General features: G+C 52.4%; 18 protein-coding genes. 13 read left to right on the forward strand and 5 right to left on the reverse strand.

From position 1 onward, the window contains the following. Nucleotides 1–97 precede the first annotated feature (97 nt). The 9 genes from hemA to P2G88_RS14170 all read left to right on the forward strand — a co-directional run bounded on the left by hemA (nucleotide 98) and on the right by P2G88_RS14170 (nucleotide 9,082). Nucleotides 98–1,360, forward strand: coding sequence for a glutamyl-tRNA reductase (gene hemA, locus P2G88_RS14130; RefSeq protein WP_275797032.1), 1,263 nt, complete (start codon nucleotides 98–100; stop codon nucleotides 1,358–1,360). Nucleotides 1,361–1,408: 48 nt separating this feature from the next. Then, a complete protein-coding gene (gene prfA, locus P2G88_RS14135; protein WP_275797034.1) occupies nucleotides 1,409–2,497 on the forward strand; it encodes a peptide chain release factor 1 in 1,089 nt (362 codons plus the stop codon). Continuing rightward, the gene (gene prmC / locus P2G88_RS14140) at nucleotides 2,487–3,335 is read left to right on the forward strand and encodes a peptide chain release factor N(5)-glutamine methyltransferase (RefSeq protein WP_275797036.1); all 849 of its coding nucleotides are present in this window, start codon (nucleotides 2,487–2,489) and stop codon (nucleotides 3,333–3,335) included. Before prfA ends, prmC begins: the two co-directional genes overlap by 11 nt. Nucleotides 3,336–3,427: 92 nt before the next feature. Next, complete coding sequence (locus tag P2G88_RS14145; protein ID WP_275797038.1) at nucleotides 3,428–4,978, forward strand: DUF3369 domain-containing protein; 1,551 nt, start codon at nucleotides 3,428–3,430, stop codon at nucleotides 4,976–4,978. 141 nt (nucleotides 4,979–5,119) lie between these two features. Further along, complete coding sequence (locus tag P2G88_RS14150; protein ID WP_275797040.1) at nucleotides 5,120–5,497, forward strand: SirB2 family protein; 378 nt, start codon at nucleotides 5,120–5,122, stop codon at nucleotides 5,495–5,497. Nucleotides 5,498–5,516: 19 nt separating this feature from the next. Then, entirely contained in the window at nucleotides 5,517–6,320 is an 804-nt protein-coding gene (locus tag P2G88_RS14155; protein WP_275797042.1) for a tetratricopeptide repeat protein, read from the forward strand. A gap of 34 nt (nucleotides 6,321–6,354) precedes the next feature. Then, the gene (locus tag P2G88_RS14160; protein ID WP_275797044.1) at nucleotides 6,355–7,602 is read left to right on the forward strand and encodes a DUF819 family protein; all 1,248 of its coding nucleotides are present in this window, start codon (nucleotides 6,355–6,357) and stop codon (nucleotides 7,600–7,602) included. After that, nucleotides 7,599–8,450: a 3-deoxy-8-phosphooctulonate synthase gene (kdsA, locus tag P2G88_RS14165; protein WP_275797046.1), complete on the forward strand. Its 852-nt coding sequence runs from the start codon at nucleotides 7,599–7,601 to the stop codon at nucleotides 8,448–8,450. Before P2G88_RS14160 ends, kdsA begins: the two co-directional genes overlap by 4 nt. Nucleotides 8,451–8,452: 2 nt before the next feature. After that, nucleotides 8,453–9,082, forward strand: coding sequence for a hypothetical protein (locus P2G88_RS14170; protein WP_275797048.1), 630 nt, complete (start codon nucleotides 8,453–8,455; stop codon nucleotides 9,080–9,082). Nucleotides 9,083–9,151: 69 nt separating this feature from the next. Here P2G88_RS14170 and P2G88_RS14175 read toward each other — a convergent pair whose 3' ends face one another. Continuing rightward, a complete protein-coding gene (locus P2G88_RS14175) occupies nucleotides 9,152–9,403 on the reverse strand; it encodes a hypothetical protein (RefSeq protein ID WP_275797050.1) in 252 nt (83 codons plus the stop codon). 194 nt (nucleotides 9,404–9,597) lie between these two features. Between P2G88_RS14175 and P2G88_RS14180 the strand changes: the two genes are divergently transcribed. Genes P2G88_RS14180 through rlmM form a run of 4 tightly spaced genes read left to right on the forward strand, consistent with a single transcriptional unit; the run spans nucleotide 9,598 to nucleotide 12,546 of the window. Continuing rightward, entirely contained in the window at nucleotides 9,598–10,500 is a 903-nt protein-coding gene (locus P2G88_RS14180) for a transcriptional regulator GcvA (protein ID WP_275797052.1), read from the forward strand. Continuing rightward, complete coding sequence (locus P2G88_RS14185) at nucleotides 10,500–11,117, forward strand: alpha/beta fold hydrolase (RefSeq protein WP_275797054.1); 618 nt, start codon at nucleotides 10,500–10,502, stop codon at nucleotides 11,115–11,117. Before P2G88_RS14180 ends, P2G88_RS14185 begins: the two co-directional genes overlap by 1 nt. Continuing rightward, nucleotides 11,114–11,488, forward strand: a complete 375-nt coding sequence (locus P2G88_RS14190) for a DUF423 domain-containing protein (protein WP_275797056.1) — start codon at nucleotides 11,114–11,116, stop codon at nucleotides 11,486–11,488. The genes P2G88_RS14185 and P2G88_RS14190 overlap by 4 nt, the downstream gene beginning before the upstream one ends. Further along, nucleotides 11,488–12,546, forward strand: a complete 1,059-nt coding sequence (gene rlmM / locus P2G88_RS14195) for a 23S rRNA (cytidine(2498)-2'-O)-methyltransferase RlmM (RefSeq protein ID WP_275797058.1) — start codon at nucleotides 11,488–11,490, stop codon at nucleotides 12,544–12,546. Before P2G88_RS14190 ends, rlmM begins: the two co-directional genes overlap by 1 nt. A 243-nt stretch (nucleotides 12,547–12,789) precedes the next feature. On the opposite strand, the gene P2G88_RS14200 is transcribed toward rlmM, so the two are convergent. The 4 genes from P2G88_RS14200 to P2G88_RS14215 form a co-directional block, all read right to left on the reverse strand. After that, on the reverse strand, nucleotides 12,790–13,083 hold the full coding sequence (locus P2G88_RS14200; RefSeq protein WP_275797060.1) for a GIY-YIG nuclease family protein: 294 nt from the start codon (nucleotides 13,081–13,083) through the stop codon (nucleotides 12,790–12,792). A gap of 1,061 nt (nucleotides 13,084–14,144) precedes the next feature. Further along, entirely contained in the window at nucleotides 14,145–16,178 is a 2,034-nt protein-coding gene (locus tag P2G88_RS14205; protein WP_275797062.1) for a DUF3488 and transglutaminase-like domain-containing protein, read from the reverse strand. Beyond that, a complete protein-coding gene (locus tag P2G88_RS14210) occupies nucleotides 16,165–17,166 on the reverse strand; it encodes a DUF58 domain-containing protein (RefSeq protein WP_275797064.1) in 1,002 nt (333 codons plus the stop codon). Before P2G88_RS14210 ends, P2G88_RS14205 begins: the two co-directional genes overlap by 14 nt. A 1-nt stretch (nucleotide 17,167) precedes the next feature. Then, nucleotides 17,168–18,085, reverse strand: a complete 918-nt coding sequence (locus tag P2G88_RS14215; protein WP_275797066.1) for a MoxR family ATPase — start codon at nucleotides 18,083–18,085, stop codon at nucleotides 17,168–17,170. Between the last annotated feature and the right edge of the window lie 69 nt (nucleotides 18,086–18,154).

Below are 18,154 nucleotides of genomic sequence, written 5' to 3' on the forward strand. Positions count from 1 at the left end.
GAACACAGAACGCCAAGCGCTTTCAATAGGTTTGGCTTTTGCGTACAATGCCACGCCGAAATTGACGGCTTAAACAGGTCTTGCGCTCGACATCCACATGGCCCTAATTGCATTTGGTATCAATCACAACACGGCCCCAGTGGAGGTCAGAGAAAAGGTTGCCTTCACGCCAGACAACGTGATGGACGCACTGCTGTCTATTCGTCAAGAGTTGCAGGCCAATGAATCGGTGATCCTCTCCACCTGTAATCGCACTGAAATTTATGCTGACCTGGATGATGCCCAAGTAGCAGGTTTAAGGGCCTGGATTGCCGGTTTTCATGGCATCGAGCATCCGGTATTGGAAAAAAGCAGTTATTTTCATGCCCAGCAAGACGCGGTGAAACACCTGATGCGGGTAGCCTGTGGTTTAGACTCCATGGTGCTCGGCGAGCCGCAAATCCTGGGGCAGGTCAAGCAGGCCTATACCCAAGCTAAGGACAGCGGTGCCGTGGGTGCCAATTTCGAGCGTTTATTCCAGCATACCTTTGCCATTGCCAAGAAGGTCCGCACCCAGACCGATATTGGCGCCAATGCCGTGTCGGTGGCGTTTGCCTCGGTGCAACTGGCCAAGCACATATTCTCGTCGCTGGAAAAAGTAAAAGTATTGTTGATAGGTGCCGGGGAGACCATCGAACTGGTCGCCAGGCATTTGTCGGAACAAGGCGTAAGCCAGATGATGGTGGCCAACCGCACCTTGGCCAGAGCCAATGAGCTGGCCGAGCCCTTAGGGGCGCAGGTGATGACCTTGTCGCAAATTCCGGAGCATTTGGCCCAGGCCGACGTGGTGATCAGTTCCACTGCCAGTCAGTTGCCGATTCTGGGTAAAGGGGTGGTGGAAACGGCCCTCAAGCAGCGCCGCCATCAACCCATGTTCTTAGTGGATTTGGCCGTGCCAAGGGATATCGAGGCAGAAGTAGCCGAGTTGGACGATGCTTATCTGTATACCGTGGACGATTTGCAGGAAATCGTGCAGCAAAACCTGGCGTCCAGACAAACCGCTGCCGAGGCAGCAGAGCTGATTGTCGACGCCGGTGTGGTGGAATTTACTCAGTGGCAGGAAGCGCGGGGCGCCATCGATCTGGTCCGCCAATACCGCGAGCAAAGTGAATCCTTCAAAGCCAAGCTCCATGAAAAGGCATTGAAACAGCTGGCTGAGGGACGTCCTGCCGAACAGGTAGTCACCGAGTTGGCCAATAAATTAACCAGTAATTTGATCCACGCGCCGACCCAGGCCATTCGCCGGGCAGCGCTGGACCAGGATGAGAACCTGTTAAACCTGTTGCAGCAAGTCTTCGGACTGTCGCAGGACAAGACATAGACCATTAAACAAGGGCTGCCGGCCCTTGTGGCAGACACCGGGAAAGTCATGAAATTATCCGTACAGCGCAAGCTAGAGTCGTTGATTGAACGCTTCGAGGAAGTGCAAGCCTTACTCAGCGACGCGCAAACCATTGCCAACCAGGACAAGTTCCGCGCCCTGTCGAAGGAGTATGCGCAGCTTGAAGATTTGGCCAAATGCTTCGGTCAATACCAGCAAGCACAGGACGATTTGGCCAGTGCCCAGGACATGCTAAAGGAAGACGACGCCGAGATGCGTGAAATGGCCGAGGACGAAATCAAATCCGCGAAGGCCAAGATGCAGGCATTGGAAAGCGAGCTGCAGCTTTTACTGTTGCCCAAAGATCCCAATGATGAGCGTAACTGCTTCCTGGAAATCCGTGCCGGGGCCGGTGGTGACGAGGCAGCCATTTTTGCCGGTGACTTGTTCCGTATGTACAGCCGCTATGCCGAGCGTCGCCGCTGGAAAGTTGAGGTTGTCAGTGCCAACGAAGGCGAGCACGGTGGTTATAAGGAAGTGATTGCTAACGTAATTGGCGAAGGCGCCTACGGCATTCTGAAATTTGAATCCGGCGGTCACCGCGTGCAACGGGTCCCGGAAACCGAATCCCAGGGCCGTATCCATACCTCAGCTTGCACAGTTGCTGTGTTGCCGGAGTTGCCTGAATCTGAAGCCATTCAGATCAACCCGGCCGATCTTCGGGTCGACACATTCCGCGCCAGCGGCGCCGGTGGTCAGCACGTTAACAAGACTGACTCAGCAATTCGTATTACCCACCTGCCATCGGGCCTCGTGGTGGAATGCCAGGACGAACGTTCGCAGCATAAAAACCGCGCCAAGGCCATGTCGGTGTTGGCCGCCAGGTTAAACCAGGTGGAGCAGGACAAGCGCGCTGCTGAAGAAGCCACAACCCGTCGTAATCTGGTGGGTAGCGGCGATCGCTCCGAGCGAATCCGCACCTATAACTACCCGCAAGGCCGGATCACCGACCATCGCATCAATCTGACCCTGTATCGTCTGGATGAAGTGGTAGAAGGGGACTTGGACAGCATCATCGAACCCATTCGCCAGGAGCACCAGGCCGACCTGTTGGCGTCATTGTCAGATGAGGCCTGAGACGCCGGTTAGCATTGCCCAGGCATTGACCTGGGCCAAATCCCAATTTGCAGCATCAGAAAGCCCGGCCCTGGATGCCAAGGTGCTGTTGGCTCATTGCCTGGAAAAACCCGCTATCTACCTGCATACATGGCCGGAGCGCGCCTTGAGTGAAGCGCAGTGGCAGCAGTTTCAGAGCATGGTGGTCAAGCGCGAAGCGGGCCATCCCATTGCCCATCTGATAGGTTATCGGGATTTCTGGAGTTTGCGCCTCAACGTCAGTCCACACACCCTGATCCCAAGACCAGAAACCGAGTTGTTGGTGGAAACTGCCCTGTCGCTTTGTGAGCAAAGAGCAGCCAATGTGCTCGACCTTGGCACCGGTACCGGCGCTATCGCGTTAGCCCTCGCCAGCGAGCGGCCTGACTGGCAGGTGCTTGGTGTTGATATCAAAGCTGAGGCTGTGGCACTGGCCAATGACAATGCCAGAATCAACCAGGTTACTAATGCGCGCTTTTTGCAAAGCGACTGGTTTGACGCCATAGAAGCACAGCGTTTCGATCTTATCCTCAGCAATCCGCCGTACGTGGACCCCGCCAGTCCTTATCTGGCCCAAGGTGATGTGCGCTTTGAGCCCTTAAGTGCGCTTATCGCCGATAATGCCGGGATGGCGGATTTGTTAAAAATAATTCAACTTTCTGTTCAATATCTTGTTGATTCTGGTTTGCTGCTGCTGGAACATGGGTACGATCAAGGCGAAAATGTGCGCGACTTGCTAAACGCCCATGGCTTTACAGATGTGCGCACAGTGCAGGATTTGGCCGGGCTTGACCGCGTCACTTTGGGACGGCTGGGCTAAACCACTTCAACGCCGTCTTTGGTCGTAATTGCTTAGGCATGGTTGGCGAAATGAGCCCCATGGTGTCAGAGTTGCTGCACGGAGATGTTTGAATGTCCGATGATTTGTTGTTCATGGATGAGTCTGATGATGACTTGCCAGTTAGTCGTGACAATTGGAAGATTTTAATTGTCGACGACGAACCCGAAGTTCATGCGGTCACCAAGCTGGCCTTAAGTGATTTTGTGTTTCAGGAAAAGGGCATCGAATTCTTAAGCGCTTACTCTGGTCAAGAAGCCAAGCAACTCTTTATGCAGCACAAGGATATCGCCATCACCCTGTTAGATGTGGTGATGGAAACCGACGATGCAGGCTTGCGGGTGGCGGAATTTATTCGCAATGAAGCCAACAACCATTTCACCCGCATCATTCTGCGTACAGGCCAGCCCGGTCAGGCGCCGGAAAAAGACATTATCATCAATTACGATATCAACGATTACAAATCCAAGACCGAACTGACCGCACAAAAGCTGTTTACCGTAGTGATTTCCACCTTGCGCTCCTACCGTGACATTATTGCCATAGAGGAAAACCGCGAAGGTCTGGAGAAAATCATTTCAGCTTCCGCCAACCTTTTCAGCATCCACAGTCTTGAGCATTTTCTTAACGGTATTATCCAGCAATTGTCATCGCTCCTTGGGGGTACCCATGAGGCGGCCTATATTACCTCGGCGGTTGCTGGTCCCAAGCCTATTACCAACACCGAATCCTCCGATTTTTACGTGTTCACCGCCAAAGGCGAGTTGGAGGAATACGAAGGTAAACTGTTGGAGCAGGCGCTGGATGGCGAGCAACTGGAGGCTTGTCACAAAGCCTTGAAGCAAAAGCGTATTATTTATGCCGATGAATATTTGGTGGCCTATTGCGATAGCAAGTCGCACCGTGGCTCCTTGTTGTATCTGTCTGGATTGCCACGCAAGCTCAATGAACTAGACAAGCATTTACTGGAGATTTTCTCGCAAAACGTACAGATTGCCTTTGATAACGTGATGTTGACCAAAGATATCGAAGACACCCAGCGAGAGATTGTTGAGCGTCTCGGTCAGGCCATGGAAAAGCAGTACGAAGGCAGTTGCCATATTGAGCGTATGCGTCTTATCTGTGAATTGCTGGGAACCGAATACGGCCTTAATGAAGAAGAGGTGGAGATCCTCAAGCTGGCGGTGCCTTTGCACGATATTGGCAAAATCAGTATTCCCGATAACGTGTTGGGCAAGCCCGGTAGACTGAATGAGCAGGAGAAAGCCATTGTTCGCAATCATGCAAAATTTGGCTACGAGTTGCTGAAGGATTCCAAGCGCCCGATTATCAAAACCGCCGCATTGCTGGCCCGCGACCACCATGAGCATTGGGATGGTAACGGCTATCCACAGGGGCTCAAAGGCGATGAAATCGATATCAATTGCCGGATCACGGCAATTGCCGATGTAATAGATGCCTTGATCAGTAAAAATTGCTACAAGGAAGCCTGGCCTTTGGACAAAGTGCTGGAAACCATCCAGGCCCAGCGCGCCAAGCAGTTTGATCCCAAGTTAGTGGATATTTTGATGTCCAACAAAGGCCGCTTAGAGGAAATTCTCTCAGCCCATCCTCAGCCTGACTGACTACCAAATTAAACCGCCTATCAGCTAGTTAGAATAAAGTCTTCAAACAGGGCTCGATTTTACTGTCGCAGCACAGTAAAGTTGGGCCCGCATCGGCAAATTTTTTGTACCTGCTAAAAAAATAATAAAAAGGAAGCGTCTATGTATATGCTGGTTAAGCATCTGCACCTCAGCCTTATATCTATTAGCCTCGCTCTGTTTATTCTGCGCTTTTACTGGCGTTTAAAAGATTCCCCGCAATTGCAACGAAAGTGGGTAAAAGTGCTGCCCCATGTGGTGGATACGCTACTACTCGCTTCTGCTGCCGCACTGTGCGTACTGATTGCGCAATATCCTTTTGTGCATTTGTGGGTCACAGAAAAACTGTTCGCCGTATTGCTGTATATCCTGATGGGGCTGGTTGCACTTAAATTGGGTCGTACCACAGCCATGCGTTGGGTGGGCTTCATCGGTGCTATCAGCTGGCTGGCGTTCGCCGCGAAAGTCGCGGTATTGAAGCAGCCTTTGCTGTTCTCCTGATTGTGATGAGGTTGGTGTTTTGACCCTGACACAAGCCATTCAGGAAGAGCAGTCCCTGCTTGGGGCGCTATTGGTGGCCAAGGCTTTTAACCCGGCGCTGGATATTGAAAAGTATCTGGCGCAGGTCGCCCAATGGCAACAGTTTTGCTTCTCCCGCATCAATACAGACGACAACGAGCGCACCAAGTTATTGCAATTGGTACATCTGTTTTACCGTGAATTGGCCTTTGGTGTGGACGAATATGCACCGCTTTCTTCACGCCATGGTTTGATTGACATGGTGATGGATCACCATACCGGCAGCCCGGTGACCCTGGCGATCTTGTTTTGCAACATCGGTCGCAGCTTGGGCCTTAATCTTCGCGAAGTAATTCTGCCAGGCTACTGTCTTATCCGCTGTGAGCTCGGCGGTGCACGCTTAATGTTTTTCGATGCCCTGGACGGGCGTCAGTTGAGCTGGCGACAACTGGAGCAGTTGTATCAGCAACACAGCGACGAAGACAGTGATATGAGCTTGAAGGACGTTGCTCCGGCTGGTTGTAAGGCGCTGATGATCCGTTTACTGAATAACCTTAAAGCGGCCTGCTTTGACGAACAACGTTACCAGCAAGCCCTGGTTGCCACCGATTTGTTGGTGCAGCTTTGTCCTGACGATCCCTATGAGCGTCGTGACAGAGGCTTTTTATATCAACAACTTGATTGTCATGGCGTGGCACTGGCAGACTACCGCTTTTTTATCCGCCATTGCCCCAAAGATCCCGCCGCTCAGTTGCTGAAAATGCAGCTTTGGCGTTATCAGACTGAACCTGTCGTATTGCACTAGCTAGTGCTATTGGGCCATTTTCACAGGAGAATTCATGACCCAAGCCCCGATGATCACCAATGATGCCGTCGTGTTCGGCTTACTCGCCGCCATCCTCGGTGCGGTGTTTTACACGTCCCATAGCAGTCACCCGGTCTTTCGGCGTTTTTACCAATATGTGCCGGCCTTATTGTTGTGCTATTTCTTTCCCTCCTTACTCAATACCTTTGGCGTGGTGGATGGCCACGCTTCAGCGGCCTATTACGTGGCCTCACGCTTTTTGTTACCGGCATGTTTAGTACTTCTGACCTTAAGCATGGATCTGAAGGCCATCATGTCCCTCGGTCCCAAAGCTTTGATTTTGTTTTTCACCGGTACGGTAGGTATTGTCATCGGAGGCCCGATTGCGTTGTTGATTATGTCCGCGGTGGCCCCGGAAGCCATGGGTGGACAAGGTCCTGATGAAGTATGGCGCGGCTTAACTACCATCGCCGGCAGCTGGATAGGCGGCGGCGCCAATCAGGCGGCCATGAAGGAAATCTTCGAAGTAGGCGGCGGCATTTTCTCGGCCATGGTGACCGTGGACATTATTGTCGCCAATCTGTGGATGGCGGTGTTGCTGGTGATGGCCGCCAGAGCGCCGGATCTGGATGCCAAAAGTGGTGCCGATACCAGTGCCATTAAAGACATTATCCAGCGGGTGGAAACCTTTGAGCGCGAGAAGACCCGTATTCCCACACTTCGCGATCTGATGTTGATTGTGGCCGTTGGCCTTGGCGCCTCCGGTGTTGCCCATTTTGCCGCTGATCTGATCCAGCCGTGGATGGTGGAAAACGCCCCCTGGGGCGAGCAATACAGCCTGCATAGCCAATTTTTCTGGCTGGTGGTATTCGCCACGACCTTCGGTATTGTTTTGTCTTTCACCAAAGCGCGGGATCTGGAGCAGGCCGGCGCTTCTAAAATCGGCAGCGTGTTTGTGTATGTGTTGGTGACCACCATCGGCTTACACATGGACGTCACCAAAATTGCCGAAACGCCGGTGTTCTTTGCTCTGGGTGTGATTTGGATGTTGATCCACGCCAGCCTGATGTTGGGGGTTGCCAAGCTTATCCGGGCACCCATCTTCTACATGGCGGTGGGCAGCCAGGCCAATGTGGGCGGCGCAGCTTCCGCCCCTGTGGTGGCAGCAGCCTTCCATCCGTCACTGGCGCCGGTGGGTGTATTGCTGGCGGTAATGGGTTACGGCTTAGGCACCTATATGGCGTATATTTGTGGTCTGCTGATGAAAGGAGTGGCCGGATGAACAATATGAAGACAATAAAGCTCGGTGCTATCGAGGTCGCTAACGACAAGCCTTTTGTGCTGTTTGGCGGCATGAATGTGCTGGAATCCCGCGATTTGGCCATGCGTATTGCTGAACACTACAAGGAAGTGACCACGCGCCTGGGTATTCCCTATGTATTTAAAGCCTCTTTCGATAAGGCCAACCGCTCTTCGGTGCATTCCTACCGGGGGCCTGGGATGGAAGAAGGGTTGAAGATTTTTGAGGAAATCAAAAATACCTTCAACGTACCTTTGATTACCGATGTGCATGAGCCCTATCAGGCGGCGCCGGTAGCCGAAGTCGTGGATGTGATCCAATTACCGGCCTTTTTGGCCCGTCAGACCGATTTGGTGGTGGCTATGGCCAAAACCAACGCGGTCATCAACGTCAAAAAACCACAGTTTTTGGCGCCCCATGAGATGCGCCATATCATCAGCAAGTTTATGGAAGCCGGCAACGACAAGATCATCCTGTGCGAGCGCGGTAGCTGCTTTGGTTACAATAACCTGGTGGTGGATATGCTCGGCATGGATGAAATGAAAACCTTTGCCCCGGTGATCTTCGATGCCACCCACGCCTTGCAAAAACCCGGTGGTCGCAGTGATTCAGCCGATGGTCGCCGCGCGCAGGCTGCACAGCTGGCCAGAAGCGGAATGGCCTTGGGCTTGGCGGGTCTCTTTATCGAAGCCCACCCGGATCCAAATCAGGCCAAATGCGATGGACCCTGTGCACTGAAACTGGACAAGCTCGAACCCTATCTGGCGCAGATGAAGGCGCTGGATGAGTTGATTAAGTCCCTGCCGGCGCTGGATACTTCTGCCAGCTGACGATGCAGGCTAATCAGGTGCCCGTAAGGGCGCTACTAGTCACTGATATTTTCGGGCCAGGCGCCGGTATCAACGGCCTGGCCACTTTCCTTGAAGAGGCTGGAATGGCTTGTTCCATTCTTGGTCCTTATCCCCAACCTATCCTCTTCGCCGACGAACAAAGCGCCTATCAGCGCTTTCTACAAGAATGTGGGCATGACGGCTATTTGGCATTGGTCACAAAAGCGCTGGATAACTTCACTGAACCGACAGTGGTGATTGCTTTTAGTGCAGGCGCATCTGCCGTGTGGCGCGCTGTAGCGAGTCATTCGCGGCAATATTTGCAGCATGTTATTGGTTTCTATCCGGGCCAGATAAGGCATCACACTGACCTTAGTCCCAAGGTGCCGACGAGTCTGATTTTCCCGCGCCAGGAAGCGCATTTTGATGTGTTGGCAGTGATGGCAAAACTAACCGCCAAGCCACAGCTGCATTACATGCAAACCGCGTATGAGCATGGCTTTATGAATCCATTATCAAAAGGCTATTCAGAAAAGGCCTGTAGAAGCGTTTGTCAGGCGCTGCTGACAATAGCCGTTACAAGTGATCTGACACAGACCAGGCAAGCACTGGCTTGTGCTGTGGTATCTTAGGACGAAACAAGACATTATCTGCCTGGCAGTGCTCCCGAAGGAGCACACCCATTGCAGATGAGAGCGGTCTTAGTCGGCCAGTTTGGGCGTTGCAGCTTCCTGCTCTGATTGGGCGATTAGTATCGCTTGTTCGCTTTCTGGCAAGTTGATAGCCAATGATTCAGAAGTTAACGGGTTGATATCCAGTTCAGCGATGGCAATTTGTAAATAGTCAGCCGCTTGTACTTCAGCCCAATTTTTGTCCAGATTGTCATCGGCAAAAAGGGGCAGGGCAACGATGGCGGCTAGGCCGGCGAGAAGAAATTTGTTACACTTTTTCATCTGCAATTCCTTAAGTAAAAATAATGTTAAAAATACATCCGTGTGAGACGTTTATTACAGTGACATGTCAGTAAGGTCGCTTTTCTTAAGCATTTTTCAATCTCACGGTTAAAATATAAACTAAGGTTTTGCAGAGTTAAATTGACATTATCTCGGGCATGTTCATTAAAAAAACTAATGGAAAATACATCTAAATGTCACGTCGTTTACCGCCCCTGAATTCCCTCAAGGCATTTGAGGCTGCTGCCAGGCATTTAAGCTTTACACGGGCGGCCGACGAGCTGTTTGTGACTCAGGCGGCAGTCAGCCATCAAATCAAGTCGCTGGAAGAATTTCTCGGCATCAAGCTGTTCCTGCGCAAAAACCGCTCCTTGCTGCTGACCGAGGAAGGTCAGAGTTATTACCTTGATATCAAAGATATTTTTGCTTCGTTACAGGATGCCACCCAGCGCCTGTTGGCCCGCGGTGCCAAAGGCGCTATCACCGTGGCCTTGCCGCCGAGTTTTGCCATTCAGTGGCTGGTGCCCAGGGTCAATAAATTTAGTGCTGCTCACCCGGAGATAGATGTGCGCATCAAGGCCGTGGACTTCGATGAAGGCCATCTTACCGATGATGTGGATGTGGCGATTTACTATGGCCGCGGTAAATGGCCGGGGTTGCAATCGGATAAGCTGCATACCGAATATCTGACGCCCATGTGTTCTCCCTTGTTGTTCCAGTCGGGTAAGCCGCTGGATAGCCTCGATGATCTGCGCCATCACATGCTGTTGCACGATTCATCCCGCGAAGCCTGGAAGCAATGGATCCGCCATTTCAATGTGCTCGGGGTCAATGTGAACCAAGGGCCCATATTCAGCCACTCGATGCTGGTGTTACAGGCCGCAGCCCTAGGGCAGGGGATTGCTTTGGGCCACAGCGTGTTGGCACGGGCCGAAATCCAGTCAGGGCGCCTTGTCTGTCCGTTCGAAGAGAAACTCATCACCCGCAATGCCTATTATCTGGTATGTCACGAGTCCATGTCGGAGTTGGGTAAAATTAAAGCCTTCCGCGATTGGATGCTGGCCCAGGTAGAAGAAGAGCAGGAGGGGGAAATTTAATGTATCTGGTGGATAAAGCCAAAGGCGAAGCTAAGGCCAAGCTGTTATTGGCCCATGGTGCCGGTAGCGGCATGCACAGTGACTTTATGCAGCAGATAGCGGCGTTGATTGCTGCCCAGGGTTTCGATGTTTATCGTTTCGACTTCCCTTATATGCAGCGCGCTATGCAGGAAGGCAAACGTCGCCCGCCGGATCCCATGGCCAAGCTTGAAGCCGCCTTTATGGAAGCCATAGCGCAGTTACCCAAAGCGCTGTCCTTGTTTATTGGTGGCAAGTCTATGGGCGGTCGGGTAGCGTCAATGTTGCTTGAACAGACCCAGGCCAAAGGCGCTATTTGCCTTGGTTATCCCTTTCATCCACCGGGTAAGCCAGACAAATTGCGCACAGAGCACCTGCGTAAAGCCCGCAAGCCGATGCTGATCATTCAGGGGGAACGCGATACCTTCGGTAATCAGCAGGAAGTTGGCGCATATGATTTGGCCCCTTGCATCGAGGTAAAGTTTTTGGCCGATGGCGATCATAGTTTTAAACCCCGCAAAGCCTCAGGCTTTACCCAAGAACAACATATGCAACAGGCTGCCCTGTGGGCGGCGGCCTTTATGGAGAAAAACAGATGAATTGGATGTTGGCGCTGGCCGCCTTTTTTGGCATGACCGGCGTGATGCTGGGCGCTTTTGCAGCCCATGGCCTCAAGGGGCGTTTAGACGCGGCGATGCTGAGTGCCTTTCAAACCGGCGTGCAATACCAGCTATGGCACGCGCTGGCCGTATTGCTGTTGGTGGTGCTTTACCGCCAACAACCCCAGCCACTGTTAAGTTGGGCGGCGATGGCCATGCTCACCGGCATTTTGTTATTCAGTGGCAGCTTATATTTACTGGCCTTAACCGGTATCAAGTGGTTCGGCCCGGTGACACCTATGGGCGGCCTGTGCATGATCCTTGGCTGGGGATTGCTGCTGATAGCCGCCTTTAAAGGAGCGACACACTGATGGCCGGATTACTTGCCTATTGCCGTCCGGGCTTTGAAGCGGATTTGGCCAAAGAGCTTGGCGATAAAAGTGCCGCGCTGGGCCGTTATGGCTTCGCCCGTACCGAAAGCGGTAGTGGTTTTGTCTATTTTGAATGTTATCAGGCTGAGGATGCACAGGCTCTTTATGCGGCCTTGCCCTTGAGTCAGCTGATCTTTGCCCGTCAGCTCTTTGTGCTGATATCTCATCTGTCTGACTTGGATGCTGCCGATCGCATCGGCCCCATTCTTGACGCCTGCAGTGATATGCCACGCTGCGGCGATCTTAGGGTGGAGTATCCCGATACCACAGAAGGACGTGAGCTATCTAAGTTTTGCCGCAAGTTCTCGGTGCCGCTGCGTCAGGCACTGCGCAAAAAAGGCCAGCTTACCCCAAAAGAAGATAACCGAAAGCCCGTGCTGTTTGCCTTTTTCACCCGCTCCGACCGTGTGTATCTGGGTTATGCCGAGCGCAATCAATGCTCACCTTTTGAACTTGGCATTATGCGCCTTAAAACCCCGGCAGAGGCACCGAGTCGTTCCAGCTTGAAGTTGGATGAAGCGATTCAACTCTTTCTCAGTCCCAAAGAGCAGGAAGCGCGTATGCAGGCGGGCATGCAGGCAGTGGATTTGGGCGCCTGTCCCGGTGGCTGGACCTATCAGTTGGTGCGCCGTGGCTTGTTTGTACAGGCGGTAGACAATGGCGCCATGGCTGACAGCCTGATGGAAACCGGCCAGGTCAGGCACTTTGCGGAAGACGGCTTTAAATTCCGCCCTAAAAAGAAAAACGTGCATTGGCTGGTGTGCGATATGGTCGAGCAGCCAACCCGGGTGGCCAAACTGATGAGCCAATGGCTGCTGGAAGGCTTATGCAAAGAAGCCATCTTTAACCTTAAGCTGCCCATGAAGCGCCGCTATGAATCGGTGCAGGAAGCCTTGGCCGTCATCGATGAAATGCTGTCGCCCAAAGCCTATCTGCTTCAAGCCAAGCACCTCTACCACGACCGCGAAGAGATCACGCTGCATCTGCGTTTGTTATAGGTTGGCTCCCGTATCCGTTAGCACAAGTGTCAAAGGTCGTCATTCCCACTTACTACATGTGGGAATGACAGGATATATATTCGCAAATTGTTACTGGCGGTCGTGCCCGAGTGTAGTTATCGGGCATCCATAAAGAGGTTCGTTCCTTTCGGATATAGACTCCCGCTTACTACATGTGGGAACATGCCCGGATGTTCTCGCCACGAAGTAGTAAGCGGGCATCCATAAGGCATCAACCAAAACTCAACCAGAAGCAATATCCGGCCATAAATCCCGCCATTCAGGGTTGGCTTTCTCAATCAGTTGGATCTTCCATGCACGGTTCCATTTTTTTAGCTGCTTTTCACGCACGATGGCCTGATACATATCTTCGAATTGCTCAAAGTAAACCAATCTTTTCACGCCATACTTCTTGGTAAATCCTTCGGCCAGGCTCTCCCGGTGCTGCCATATTCGTTGCACCAGGTTTGACGTTACGCCGATATAGAGCGTGCCATAAGGTTTACTGGCCAGGATATAAACGGTGGGTGAGAACATTAGTCTTGGGCATACAATGTTTAAATTGAGTGTAGCCCGTCCTTAAATGTCACTGCCTGTCATTCCCGAATGTGGTAATCGGGAACATTCCCACAAGTAGTAAGTGGGAACATTCCCACTTACGACCTGTGGAAATGACAAGATATCTATTCGCATTGTTGTTACAGGATGTCTTGCCCGCATGTAGTAAGCGGGCATCCATAAAGCACCTCTGTTGTATTTAAAATAGACTCCCGCTAACTACAGCGGGAGTGACCGAGTGTTTTATTTAAGAGGGGCGCAGATTCGGGCTTGTCGTCGGGGCCTAGTAGGATGTCGTGCCCGAATGTTCTCGCCACGAAGTGGTTATCGGGCATCCATAAAAAGTTTGGTTTTATCTGAAATAGGTTCCCGCTTACAACATGCGGGAACGACCAAAAAGAGAACACCGTCATTCCCAAATGTTCTCGCCACGAAGTGGTTAGTGGGAACATTCCCACATACGACCTGTGGAAATGACAAGATATCTATTCGCATTGTTGTTACAGGATGTCTTGCCCGCATGCAGTAAGCGGGCATCCATAAAGCACCTCTGTTGTATTTAAAATAGACTCCCGCTAACTACAGCGGGAGTGACCGAGTGTTTTATTTAAGAGGGGCGCAGATTCGGGCTTGTCGTCGGGGCCTTGTAGGATGTCGTGCCCGAATGTTCTCGCCACGAAGTGGTTATCGGGCATCCATAAAAAGTTTGGTTTTATCTGAGATAGGTTCCCGCTTAAAACATGCGGGAACGACCGAGCAAGACCGTCATTCCCACATGTTCTCGCCACGAAGTGGTTAGTGGGAACATTCCCACTTACGACCTGTGGAAATGACAAGATATCTATTCGCATTGTTGTTACAGGATGTCTTGCCCGCATGCAGTAAGCGGGCATCCATAAAGCACCTCTGTTGGATTTAAAATAGACTCCCGCTAACTACACGCGGGAGTGACCGAGCAAGACCGTCATTCCCACACGTAGTAAGTGGGAACATGCCCGCATGCAGTAAGCGGGCATCCATTGAGTAACTGATCTAGTTAACTACGGCTGTTGACGAAAAGAAGGCGCGGTGCGCAACGCCTTTTTCAGGCGCTTAAGCAGCAAACGCATTTTTTGCAGGCTTTGCTTTTGTGCCTGTGCAGAAGCAGGCCGGTATTGATGGCTGCTATAAAGCGCCGATAACTGTTTAAAGTACACAGCGGCCTGTGGTGAGAGCTGGGCAGTGGCCACCTCGGAAAAATCCTGTGGACCCTGCCATTCAGGCCGTTCGATCCCTTGTGCTGCCAACATTGTTAAGGCTTTCTGATAATAGCGGGTAGCGGGGGCGTGTCTGTGTGGCAGCCACTGCTTCAATTGATACAGGCCCAGCAACAAGGCAATAAGGGCTACCACGGCCAGGCCGAATAGGGCCAATCGACCTGGGGTCAGCTGGCCGAGAATACTTCTGAGTAATGCCTGCTGATTTTGCCGATCGAAGCCCAGCACCATGCGGCTCCAATAGTAGTCCATATCGGCCAGCAGCAGACGCACCTGGTTGAGCCAGGCAATATTCTTAAGGGCGGCCAGGTTAAAAGGCGCATCGGCCAAAAAGCTGTTTTCATAGGCCACCGCCTGCTCCAAACCAAAATCCAGGCGCATGGGCGACACCAACACTGTAGGGTCGAGCCGTTGCCACCCCGTATCCGACAGCCATTCCACCCAGGCATGGGCATCGTATTGATGCACGCTCATATAAGCTTCGCCGCGCATTTCACCGCCTAAATAGCCGGTTACCATCCGTGCAGGAATACCGCCCAGGCGCAGCAAATAGGTCATGGCGCTGGCATAGTGAGAGCAAAAACCGGCCCTGTCATCAAACAGGAACTGGTCTACCGGATCTACCGGCATCGGGTTAGGTCGTAAGGTATAGCGAAAGCCATTACTGGTGAAATAGCTTTCAATGGCGGCAATATAGTCTTTTGGATCCGGGTGTTCTTGCAGCAGTTTGGCAGCCCATTCGCGGGTGCGTGGATTGCCGTTCTTCGGCACTTGCAGGTTAATGTTGTCGTCAATGCCTGGATAGGCCGCCACTAATGGTGTGTTGTAGTAAGAGCGCACCTGATAACTAAAGGTGGATTGCAGCGGAATCTGACTGATCAGCTGATAGTCATGGCTGTGATACACCAAGGGTGCGTCAGAGCGGGCAATATCCAAGCCATACAGCCATTTTTGCTGAGTGGGTTGGGCAATAATCTGATAATCAAAGGTGGGGCCGGCCACCGGCGGTGCAAAACTGAAGCGGCTGCTTTGCATACGCTCACGAAACTTGCTGCGATAAGGGTGTACTTGCCAACTGCGCCCGTCAAACTCTTCCAGCACCAGCGCCCGCCAATAACGTTGCCCTTCTTTGGGGACGGCTCCGGAGAAGGTCGCCCGAAAGGCTAAATCTGCCGAGCGCGCCAGATTGGCGATATCACCGGGGGTGACCTTTTCACTTAAGCCTGATTTGCTGCTGCCGGCGTTGGGCATCTGCCACAGCGGGCCGAGCTTGGGGATCACCAAAAACAACAGCAGGCTTAAGGGTAACGCTTGCAAACAGAGCTTACCAACCCGTTTCAGCTGGGTCACAAAGCGCGTAGAGGGGCTGATATGAAAGGCCAGGCTAAGCAGCAGCATCAGTGCCAGTACGGCATAAAACAGGCTAAAGGCGATGTTTTGCTGGAATACCAGGCCGGTACCGAGCAGGAAAAACTGCACGCCGACTAATTGGAAGTAGTCACGTCGGCTGCCCAGTAGCATCAGCTTTAAACTCGACGCCATCACCAGCAGGTTCAACATGCCAAGTAACAGCCCCAACTGCCAGCCGAAATAGGCCAGGGCAATGGCGCTTAGGATGGCGAGCAGATTCAGCGTACGCAGCGAAATCTGATGTTTTTGCCAGTTCATATACAAACTCAGGCGAATCGCCACGCTGCACAGTACCAATACCAAAATCCACAGCTGTAACGGCTGATACAAACTCCCGGTCAGGCACAGCAATACCAGCGTTAACAGCAGATGGGCTTTGTTATGGGCAGAGGGGTTAAGCCTGGGCATGGTCGCTCTCAAAAACCGCCAGGGCTGTCAGACAAGCCTGCTGATGAGCATTGCCGCTGTCAGGCTCGATGATCACGCTGCCGAGATCCAGGCCAAAGGTCTGGCCGATGGCACTTAGCTCCAGCACCATAAAACACAGCTGTGACAAGCGCTTTTCCAGCTCCGCTTTGGCGCCATGGCCGAGGCTGAGCCATACCGCGCGCTGGCTGTTACTGGAAAATTTCTTGCTGACCATGCCCTGGCCCTTGGCCACTTGCTTCCAGGCCACATGATAAAGCGGCTGGCCGAGGCGATACTCGGTCAAACTGTCGAAATTGTCATAGCCGTCTTCTTGCGCTAACTGCCCTTCCGACTCGCCGGGGCTTTTGCGGTTTTCCACGCTAAGCGGGCAGGGCAGCGGCGTGGGGTAAACGATAAGCTCACAATCAAAACTTAAGTGGGTCCAGCAGCGGAACAGGCCCAGGGGATAATAGCTGCAAAGGGTGATACGCGGCGGCCGAAAACGGCCCCGTGCCGGGGTAGGGATTTCCACTTCCACCGGATTATTGAGGCCATCCAAATCCACTGAGGTCTGCACCGGCTCGCCATACAGCGAAAGATGTAACCGGCCAAATTTTTTCTGCTCTTTTTCCGCGGTTATCCATAGGGGCAGGCAGGCACTGTCGCCGGCAAAGCTGTTTCCCACCTTACCTTGCTGGATCTCCAAGCCGGCAAAGTTAAAGTAGGTCACCATCAGGCTGACTAAAAACAAACTCAGCAAAAAGAAGCTCAGCAGCAGGATCAGGTTGTTCTGATAGTTAGTGCCAAGCAGAAACAAACACAGGCATAAGGCTGTAAACAGCCAGCCAAAGCGTGACGGGAAGATAAAAACATTATTCAGATCCAGGCGAAACATACGATTGCGTGGAATACGTTGTTGCAACCAGCTGTCAAAGTAGCGTTGTAGCCATCTGGACCTGAGCGATTTGCCAAGCACGCTTTGCTTCATCTTAGGCTGCCAGCGGATCCACCTGTTCCAGCAAAATGCGACTCAGGCTGGTCTGGGTGGGATGGTCGGTTAGTGCCGAACGTAAGCGGTGCTCGGCGACTGCCGGCAATACCGCCTGTACATCCTCCGGAATTAAATAATCCCTTCCTTCCACCACCGCCCAGCTTCTGGCAGCCTGTAACAGCGCTTTAGTAGCCCTGGGTGACAAGGCATTGGGGAATTGTTCGGATTCGCGGCTTAGGGTAACCAGGCGCAGAATATAATCCAGGATCCCTTCTGCTGCGTGCACCTTGGGGATGCTTTGCTGGATTTGTGCGAGCAGCGTCTCATCCAGCACTGGCTTGATGGTGGTGGCATTGTCTTGCATGGGTTGCTGCAACATGGCTTTTTCTGCCTGCCAGCTGGGGTAGCCAAGCTGGATGCGCATTAAAAAACGATCCAATTGGGATTCGGGTAAGGGATAGGTGCCGGCCTGGTGGATGGGGTTTTGGGTACCAATCACAAAAAAGGGGGAGGGCAGTTTATGGGTCTCTCCATCGAGACTCACCTGGCGCTCCTCCATGGCCTCTAACAACGCACTTTGGGTTTTGGGGCTGGCCCGGTTAATTTCATCGGCCAGCACTACCTGACTAAACAAGGGGCCTGGGTGAAACACAAAGGCCTGGGTTTGACTGTTGAAGATGTTCACCCCCAACATATCCGCCGGCAGTAAGTCCGAAGTGAACTGCACCCGCGAAAAGTCCAGTCCAAACACCCGTGCCAGGGCATGGGAGAGGGTGGTTTTACCCATGCCGGGTAAATCTTCAATAAGCAGATGGCCACCGGCCAATAAGCAAGTCAGCGCCAGCTTGATCTCGCGCTGCTTACCGATAATTAATTGGCTTATTTCGACCACCGCCTGTTGAATTTGGTTTTGCATGGCCATTCTCATGTGCAATCTCGCCTTATGCTGAAAATAGAGTGTTTTAGCGATTTTGTATGCAAGAAA

Source organism: Aliiglaciecola sp. CAU 1673, assembly GCF_029223185.1.
Classification (GTDB): Bacteria; Pseudomonadota; Gammaproteobacteria; order Enterobacterales; family Alteromonadaceae; genus Bowmanella.

Bases quoted from the DNA above. Each gene is read 5' to 3' on its own strand.
- rlmM (WP_275797058.1), top strand. From the start codon at position 11,488: ATGGCCGGATTACTTGCCTATTGCCGTCCGGGCTTTGAAGCGGATTTG.
- hemA (WP_275797032.1), top strand. From the start codon at position 98: ATGGCCCTAATTGCATTTGGTATCAATCACAACACGGCCCCAGTGGAG.
- P2G88_RS14185 (WP_275797054.1), top strand. From the start codon at position 10,500: ATGTATCTGGTGGATAAAGCCAAAGGCGAAGCTAAGGCCAAGCTGTTA.
- P2G88_RS14170 (WP_275797048.1), top strand. From the start codon at position 8,453: ATGCAGGCTAATCAGGTGCCCGTAAGGGCGCTACTAGTCACTGATATT.
- kdsA (WP_275797046.1), top strand. From the start codon at position 7,599: ATGAACAATATGAAGACAATAAAGCTCGGTGCTATCGAGGTCGCTAAC.
- P2G88_RS14160 (WP_275797044.1), top strand. From the start codon at position 6,355: ATGACCCAAGCCCCGATGATCACCAATGATGCCGTCGTGTTCGGCTTA.
- P2G88_RS14210 (WP_275797064.1), bottom strand. From the start codon at position 17,166: ATGAAGCAAAGCGTGCTTGGCAAATCGCTCAGGTCCAGATGGCTACAA.
- P2G88_RS14200 (WP_275797060.1), bottom strand. From the start codon at position 13,083: ATGTTCTCACCCACCGTTTATATCCTGGCCAGTAAACCTTATGGCACG.
- P2G88_RS14145 (WP_275797038.1), top strand. From the start codon at position 3,428: ATGTCCGATGATTTGTTGTTCATGGATGAGTCTGATGATGACTTGCCA.
- prmC (WP_275797036.1), top strand. From the start codon at position 2,487: ATGAGGCCTGAGACGCCGGTTAGCATTGCCCAGGCATTGACCTGGGCC.
- prfA (WP_275797034.1), top strand. From the start codon at position 1,409: ATGAAATTATCCGTACAGCGCAAGCTAGAGTCGTTGATTGAACGCTTC.
- P2G88_RS14215 (WP_275797066.1), bottom strand. From the start codon at position 18,085: ATGCAAAACCAAATTCAACAGGCGGTGGTCGAAATAAGCCAATTAATT.
- P2G88_RS14175 (WP_275797050.1), bottom strand. From the start codon at position 9,403: ATGAAAAAGTGTAACAAATTTCTTCTCGCCGGCCTAGCCGCCATCGTT.
- P2G88_RS14205 (WP_275797062.1), bottom strand. From the start codon at position 16,178: ATGCCCAGGCTTAACCCCTCTGCCCATAACAAAGCCCATCTGCTGTTA.
- P2G88_RS14180 (WP_275797052.1), top strand. From the start codon at position 9,598: ATGTCACGTCGTTTACCGCCCCTGAATTCCCTCAAGGCATTTGAGGCT.
- P2G88_RS14190 (WP_275797056.1), top strand. From the start codon at position 11,114: ATGAATTGGATGTTGGCGCTGGCCGCCTTTTTTGGCATGACCGGCGTG.
- P2G88_RS14150 (WP_275797040.1), top strand. From the start codon at position 5,120: ATGTATATGCTGGTTAAGCATCTGCACCTCAGCCTTATATCTATTAGC.